The 6,649-nt window shown below is 73.7% G+C and carries 5 protein-coding genes; 1 reads left to right on the top strand and 4 read right to left on the bottom strand.

Annotated features, from left to right (window positions below; translation table 11 throughout):
* Positions 1 to 90 precede the first annotated feature (90 nt).
* The 4 genes from IG74_RS0143395 to IG74_RS0143380 form a co-directional block, all read right to left on the bottom strand.
* Complete coding sequence (locus IG74_RS0143395; RefSeq protein WP_030689060.1) at positions 91 to 939, bottom strand: SDR family oxidoreductase; 849 nt, start codon at positions 937 to 939, stop codon at positions 91 to 93.
* A gap of 212 nt (positions 940 to 1,151) precedes the next feature.
* Positions 1,152 to 3,653, bottom strand: coding sequence for an aminopeptidase N (gene pepN, locus IG74_RS0143390; protein WP_030689059.1), 2,502 nt, complete (start codon positions 3,651 to 3,653; stop codon positions 1,152 to 1,154).
* Positions 3,654 to 3,745: 92 nt separating this feature from the next.
* Positions 3,746 to 4,069, bottom strand: a complete 324-nt coding sequence (locus IG74_RS0143385; RefSeq protein ID WP_030689057.1) for a chorismate mutase — start codon at positions 4,067 to 4,069, stop codon at positions 3,746 to 3,748.
* 11 nt (positions 4,070 to 4,080) lie between these two features.
* Complete coding sequence (locus IG74_RS0143380) at positions 4,081 to 4,980, bottom strand: helix-turn-helix domain-containing protein (protein WP_030689055.1); 900 nt, start codon at positions 4,978 to 4,980, stop codon at positions 4,081 to 4,083.
* A gap of 160 nt (positions 4,981 to 5,140) precedes the next feature.
* Between IG74_RS0143380 and IG74_RS0143375 the strand changes: the two genes are divergently transcribed.
* The coding region (locus IG74_RS0143375) for a glycoside hydrolase family 35 protein (protein WP_030689053.1) at positions 5,141 to 6,649 on the top strand (1,509 nt) is incomplete at its 3' end.

The raw sequence follows: 6,649 nt of genomic DNA, 5'->3' as shown, positions 1-6,649 counted from the left end.
GAACTGAAGCCCCCAAAGGAGCGGGCCCTGCGGGGGGGCTCCCGCCGGGCCCGCTCCTTTGGGGGCTTCAGTTCTTCGCTTTTGCGGGCTTCAGTTCTGCGTTCGGAAGTCGTCCGCGTGGTCCTGTGCCCACTGGGCGTACGTGCGGGCCGGGTTGCCCGTGACCGTCTGGACCGTGGTCGTCAGGGGCGGGGCCGTGTCGACGGTGGTGGCGAGGGAGGCGACGAAGCCGGGGACCATGTCGGCGGGGATGATGGGGAACATTTCGGGGACGACGTCGTGGGGCGGTATCTCGGTGTAGGTGAGGGGGCGGCCGATGGCGTGGGCGATGGCGGCGATCTGGTCCTCGGTGGTGACGGCTTCGGGGCCGGTGAGGACGTGGGCGGTGCCGCTGTGGCGTTCCAGGAGGCTGTGGCGGGCGACGGCGGCGATGTCGGCTTCGTGGATGGGTGTGGAGACGCTCTTGGCGTAGGGGCCTCGTACGGTGTCGCCGTCGTGGATCTGCCAGGCCCACTGGAGGGTGTTGGTGGCGAAGCCGCCGGGGCGCAGGAAGGTCCAGTCGAGGCCGCTGTCGCGGACGTCCTGTTCGAGGGTGCGGTGCCAGGTGTGGATGAAGGTGTCGTGGGCGGGGTCGTCCTCGACGGCGATGCTGGAGAGCACGGTGACGTGCTGGACGCCTGCGGTGCGGGCGGCGGCGAGGAACGCGGTGGTGTGTTCGCCGGTGGCGGAGGCGTGCAGGAAGAGGGCGTCGGCGCCGTCGAACTGGGCGGTCATGTCGGTGGCGTCGGCGCTGACGGTGAGGCGGGTGGTCTCGGCGGTGGTGGGCAGGTGGGCGCGGCGGGGGTCGCGGACGAGGGCGCGTACGGGGGTGTCGGCGGTGGTGAGTTGGTCGACGAGGGCGCGGCCGACGTTTCCGGTGGCTCCGGTGACGACGATCATGGGGGCTCCTTGGGTGTGCGGGCGGGGCCGGGCCGTCGGGTGTGGTCCGTCGGCCCGGCCTGCGGTGTGCTCGACCCTAGGCAACCGGAGTGGTACTCCGGATCGTCGTGAGGAAGGAGCCCGTCCTAGGGAATCGGTCCTAGGACGGGGGTCCCGCGAGGTCCTGCGGGGGCGCTGCGGGGTGCTGCGGGGGTGTCGCGGGGTGGGCTGGTTCAGTGCTGTTCGGCCTTGCGGCGGACGCGCAGTGCCCGTGCCAGGTCGTCGAGTTGGTCGGCGAGGCGGCGGCGCAGCGCCGGGGTGAGGTCGGTGCGGGCCAGGCAGGTCTCGCCGAGGCGCAGGGTGTCGTCGTCGACGGCCGGGGGGAAGGCGTGGCGGCCGACGGCGTCGGCGATGGCGGGGCCGCGCCGTACGGCGATGGCGACGGCGTCGTCGAAGTAGCGGGCCACGTAGGGGCGTACGAGTTCGTCCTGTTCGGGTTGCCAGAAGCCTTGGGCGGTGGCGGTGAACAGGTAGTTGGACAGGTCGTCGGTGGTGAACATGGCGTCCCAGGCGCGGCGTTTGGCCTCGGGGTCGGGCAGGGCGGCGCGGCAGCGGGCGGCGCCTTCCTGGCCGGTGGCGCTGGGGTCGCGGCGCAGTTCGGCGGCGATGGTGTCCTCGTCGGCCTCGCCGAGGACGGCGAGGCGGGCGAGGGCGCGCCAGCGCAGTTCGGGGTCGAGTTCGGGGCCGCCGGGTACGGCGCCCTGGGCGAGCCAGGTGTGCAGGGGCTCGGCCTGGGTGGCGACGTCGATGAGGCCGCGTACGGCGATGAGCCTGCGGCCGGGGTCGGAGCCGTCCTCGGTGTGGCGGATGACGTCGTGGCACAGGGCGTCGAGGGTGGCGAGGGCGGCGGGGCGCTGGGCGCGCGGGGTGTAGCGGTCGGCGATGACGGTGCCGGCGAAGGTGAGGACGCCGGAGACGAGGGCGAGGTCGGTCTCGGCGGGCAGGTGGGCGCGGGCGGTGTCGAGGTAGGCGGCGGGTTCGAGGTCGCCGTCGCGGACCATGTCGCGCAGCGCGTTCCACAGGACGGCGCGGGTGAGGGGGTCGGGCACGCTGGACAGGGAGCGCAGGGCGGTGTCCTGGGAGACCGGGTCGAGGCGGATCTTGGCGTAGGTCAGGTCGTGGTCGTTGGGGACGACGAGGGCGGGGCGGCCGCCGTCGCGCGGGGTGGGCGCGGACTGGTCGGGGACGTCCGTCTCGTAGCGTTCGCGCAGGACGAGTTGGCGGCCGTCGGACAGGTCGCGGTCGTAGACGCCGATGGCGACGCGGTGGGGGCGGCTGCCGTCGCGGTCGAGACGCAGCGTCCAGGAGCGGCCGCTGTGGCTGACGGCGGGGGTGAAGGTGTCGACGCCGGTGGTGCGCAGCCAGGCCTCGGCCCAGGCGTGGACGTCGCGGTCGGTGGCGGACGCGAGGTTGTCGATGAAGTCGGCGAGGGTGGCGTTGGCGAACTTGTGGCGGGCGAAGTGGGCGTTGATGCCCGCGAGGAAGTCCTTCTCGCCGAGCCAGGCGACGAGCTGGCGGAGTGCGGAGGCGCCCTTGGCGTAGGAGATGCCGTCGAAGTTGAGCAGGGCGGAGGCGGTGTCGGGGACGGCGTCGGGGGCGGGGGCGACGGGGTGGGTGGAGGGGCGCTGGTCGGCGTCGTAGCCCCAGGACTTGCGGGCGACGCCGAAGTCGGTCCAGGTGTCGGTGAAGCGGGTGGCTTCGGCGGCGGTCTGGTAGCCCATGTACTCGGCGAAGGACTCGTTGAGCCAGATGTCGTCCCACCACTTGAGGGTGACGAGGTCGCCGAACCACATGTGGGCCATTTCGTGGGCGATGACCATGGCGCGGGTCTGGCGCTGGGTGTCGGTGACGGCGGAGCGGTAGACGAACTCGTCGCGGAAGGTGACGAGGCCGGGGTTCTCCATGGCGCCGGCGTTGAATTCGGGGACGAACGCCTGGTCGTAGGAGTCGAAGGGGTAGGGCTCCGCGAACTTCTCGTGGTAGCGGTCGAAGCAGGCGCGGGTGATGTCGAGCAGTTCGTCGGCGTCGGCGTCGAGGTGGGGTGCGAGGGAGCGGCGGCAGTGGAGGCCGAAGGGCAGGCCGCGGTGTTCGGTGCGGACGGAGTGCCAGGGGCCCGCGGCGACGGCCACCAGGTAGGTGGGCAGCGGGGGTGTGGGGGCGGCTTTCCAGGTGCCGTCGCCGGTGTGCTCGGTGACGCTGTTGGTGAGGACGGTCCAGCTCTTGGGGGCGGTGACGTCGAGCTGGAAGACGGCCTTCAGGTCGGGCTGGTCGAAGGCGGCGAAGACGCGCTGGATGTCGTCGAGGAACAGCTGGGTGTAGACGTACGTCTCGCCGTCGGTGGGGTCGGTGAAGCGGTGCATGCCTTCGCCGGTGCGGGAGTAGCGCATGGCGGCGTCGACGGTGAGCCGGTGTTCGCCCGCGGTGAGGCCGGTCAGGGGGAGCCTGTTGTCGGTGAGGGTGCCGGGGTCGAGGGGGGTGCCGTCGAGCGTGACGGAGCGCAGGTGCGCGGGCTTCAACTCGACGAAGGTGTCGCCGTCCGCCGCGGCGGTGAAGGTGATCGCCGTGCGGGAGTCGAAGGTCTCCTCGCCGGTGGTGAGGTCGAGGGTGATCTCGTACCGCTGGACGTCGAGGAGCTGGGCTCGGGTCTGCGCTTCGTCGCGCGTCAGTGCGGGCATCTGGCCATGGTGCCCGATCCGGCGGGGCGCCTGGCAGGGGGTGCCCCGGCCGGGGCGGGGCTCGTTGGTGCCCGCGTGCGCCTCGGGGCGGGTCAGGCCTTCTCGTTGGCGATGGTCTCGTGGTGGCGGATGACCTCGGCGATGATGAAGTTGAGGAACTTCTCGGCGAAGGCCGGGTCCAGTTTGGCGTTCTCGGCCAGTTCGCGCAGGCGGGCGATCTGGCGGGACTCGCGGGCCGGGTCGGCGGGGGGCAGGTGGTGGTTGGCCTTGAGGTGGCCGACCTGCTGGGTGCACTTGAACCGTTCGGCGAGCATGTGGACGACCGCGGCGTCGATGTTGTCGATGCTGTCGCGCAGGCGGCCCAGCTCGGCGAGCACGGCGGGGTCGGCGGGGTCGGCGTGGTGCTTCGTGGTCATGGCATGGGAGCCTACGTTGCTCCGCCGGGTCCGCCCGAGGTGAGTATGGGCGGATCGTCCGGGTCGGGGATCTGCTGCGACCAGCCGCCGGGCACGGTGCGGCCCTGCTGGGCGCGGAAGCGCACCGGGGCGGTGCCGACGCGGCGGGTGAAGAGGCGGGAGAAGTAGGCGGGGTCGTCGTAGCCGACGCGGCGGGCGACGGCGGCGACGGGCAGCTCGGTGGCGGCGAGGAGTTCCTTGGCGCGGCCGAGGCGGATGCCGAGGAGGTAGTCCTTGGGGCTGCAGCCGGCGCCGCGGCGCACGGCGGTGCGCAGTTCGGCGGGGGTCATGCCGTGCCGGGCGGCGTGCTCGGCGACGGACAGCGGCTGGAAGGCGTCGCGGGCCAGGGCCTGCAGGACGGGGTCGCCGTCGGGGGCGAGGTCGGCGCGGGCGCGGCGCAGCGCGACGAGGAGTTCGTGGACGGCGGCGCCGGTCTCGACTTCCAGGAGGGGGTTGCCGCGGCGGGCGGCGCGGGCGACGCGGCCGACGACGGCGCGGGCGGCGGCGGGGTCGGCGAGGGCGACGACGGGCCGGTCGGGCTCGATGTAGCCGAGTTCGGTGTACGTGGTGGTGGCGGGTCCTGTGAAGTCGACGAAGCACTCGTCCCAGCCGGTCTCGGGGTCGGCGCCGTAGTGGTGCGGCACGCCGGGCACCAGCCAGATCAGGGCGGGTGCGGTGACGGGTGCGCGGCGGCCGTCGGGGGTGGCGAACCAGCCGCTGCCCGCGCTGACGACGAGGGCGACGTGGTGGTCGAGGGTGCGGGGGCCGACGGCGGGGAGGGTGCCGTGCTGGAGGCCGACGCCGAGGCAGACCAGGCCGAGGCGGTGGTGGACGGGGCTGGGCGTGAAATACCGCATCCAGGTGTGGTACATCCGCTGCCGCCCTCCCGGCTCGTGCGCGTCCGGCCGCGCCCGGTCGTACGTCGGTCGCTTCCCGTCGCGCCCAGTCCAATCGGGCTCGATCTTTGTCCATGGACCGGGCCGCCCGCCAGAGGCAATCGTGGCGGCTGTCAGCGGACCGGGAGGGGATGGCGTGAACGGCTTCAGGGTGGGCGAGGACGGCTTCGAGCTGGACGGGCGGCCGGTGCGGCTGCTCTCCGGGGCGCTGCACTACTTCCGGGTGCACGAGGCGCAGTGGGGGCACCGGCTCGGGATGCTGCGGGCGATGGGCCTCAACTGCGTGGAGACGTACGTGCCGTGGAACGTGCACGAGCCGCGTCCGGGTGAGTTCCACGACGTGGAGGCGCTGGGGCGGTTCCTGGACGCGGCGCACCGGGAGGGGCTGTGGGCGATCGTGCGGCCGGGGCCGTACATCTGTGCCGAGTGGGACAACGGGGGCCTGCCGTCCTGGCTGACGGGGGAGCTGGGGGCGCGCGTGCGCACGCGGGACGCGCGGTATCTGGCGCATGTGGAGCGCTGGTTCGCGCGGCTGCTTCCGCAGGTCGTGGCGCGTCAGCACGACCGGGGCGGGCCCGTGGTCCTGGTGCAGGTCGAGAACGAGTACGGCAGTTACGGCTCGGACCGGGTGTATCTGCGCGCGCTCACCAAGCTGCTGCGCGGGCTCGGGGTCACGGCGGAGCTGTGCACGTCCGACGGGCCCGAGGACCACATGCTGACGGGTGGGAGCGTGCCCGGGGTCCTGGCGACGGTGAACTTCGGCTCGCGGGCGCGGGAGGGCTTCGACGTGCTGCGGCGGCACCGGCCCGTGGGGCCGTTGATGTGCATGGAGTTCTGGTGCGGCTGGTTCGACCACTGGGGCGCGGAGCCCACCGTGCGTGAGCCCGGGGAGGCGGCCGACGCGCTGCGGGAGATCCTGGAGTGCGGGGCGTCGGTGAACGTGTACATGGCGCACGGCGGGACGAGTTTCGCCGGGTGGGCGGGGGCGAACCGGGACGGCGGGGCGCTGCACGACGGGGCCTTGCAGCCGGACGTGACGTCGTACGACTACGACGCGCCCGTCGACGAGCGGGGGCTGGCCACGGAGAAGTTCCGGCTGTTCCGTGAGGTCCTCGCCGGGTACGCGGACGGGCCGCTGCCCGAGCCGCCGCCCGCTCCCCCGGCGCTCGGGGCGCCCGCGGTCGCGCGGCTCGACGACTGGGCGCCGCTGGACGCGGTGGCCGCGCACCTGGGCGGGCCCGAGGCCGAGCACGCCGTGCCGCCGACGTTCGAGGAGCTCGGGGTGGACCGGGGGTTCGTCCGCTACGCGTTCACGCTGCCCGCGCCGCGCGGGCCGTATCCGCTGAGCGTGCCGGGGTTGCGGGACCGGGCCGTGGTGTACGTCGACGGGGTGCGGGCCGGGGTGCTCACGGAGGACTCCCCCGCCCTGCCCGCCCCCGTGCCCGGGGGTGCCCGGGTCGAGCTGTGGGTGGAGTCCCTCGGGCGCGTCAGCTACGGGCCGCGGCTCGGGGAGGCGAAGGGGCTCACGGGCGGGGTGCTGCACGAGCGGCAGTACGTGCACGGGGTGCGGGCGGTGGGGGTGCCGCTGGGCGCGTTCGGGGCGGCGGGTTCGGTGCCTTCCGCCGGGGGCGGCGGCGGGCGGGGG

The sequence above is a fragment of the Streptomyces sp. NRRL B-1347 genome (assembly GCF_000720325.1).
Lineage (GTDB): Bacteria > Actinomycetota > Actinomycetes > Streptomycetales > Streptomycetaceae > Streptomyces.
This window is presented reverse-complemented; position numbering and strand designations above follow the sequence as displayed.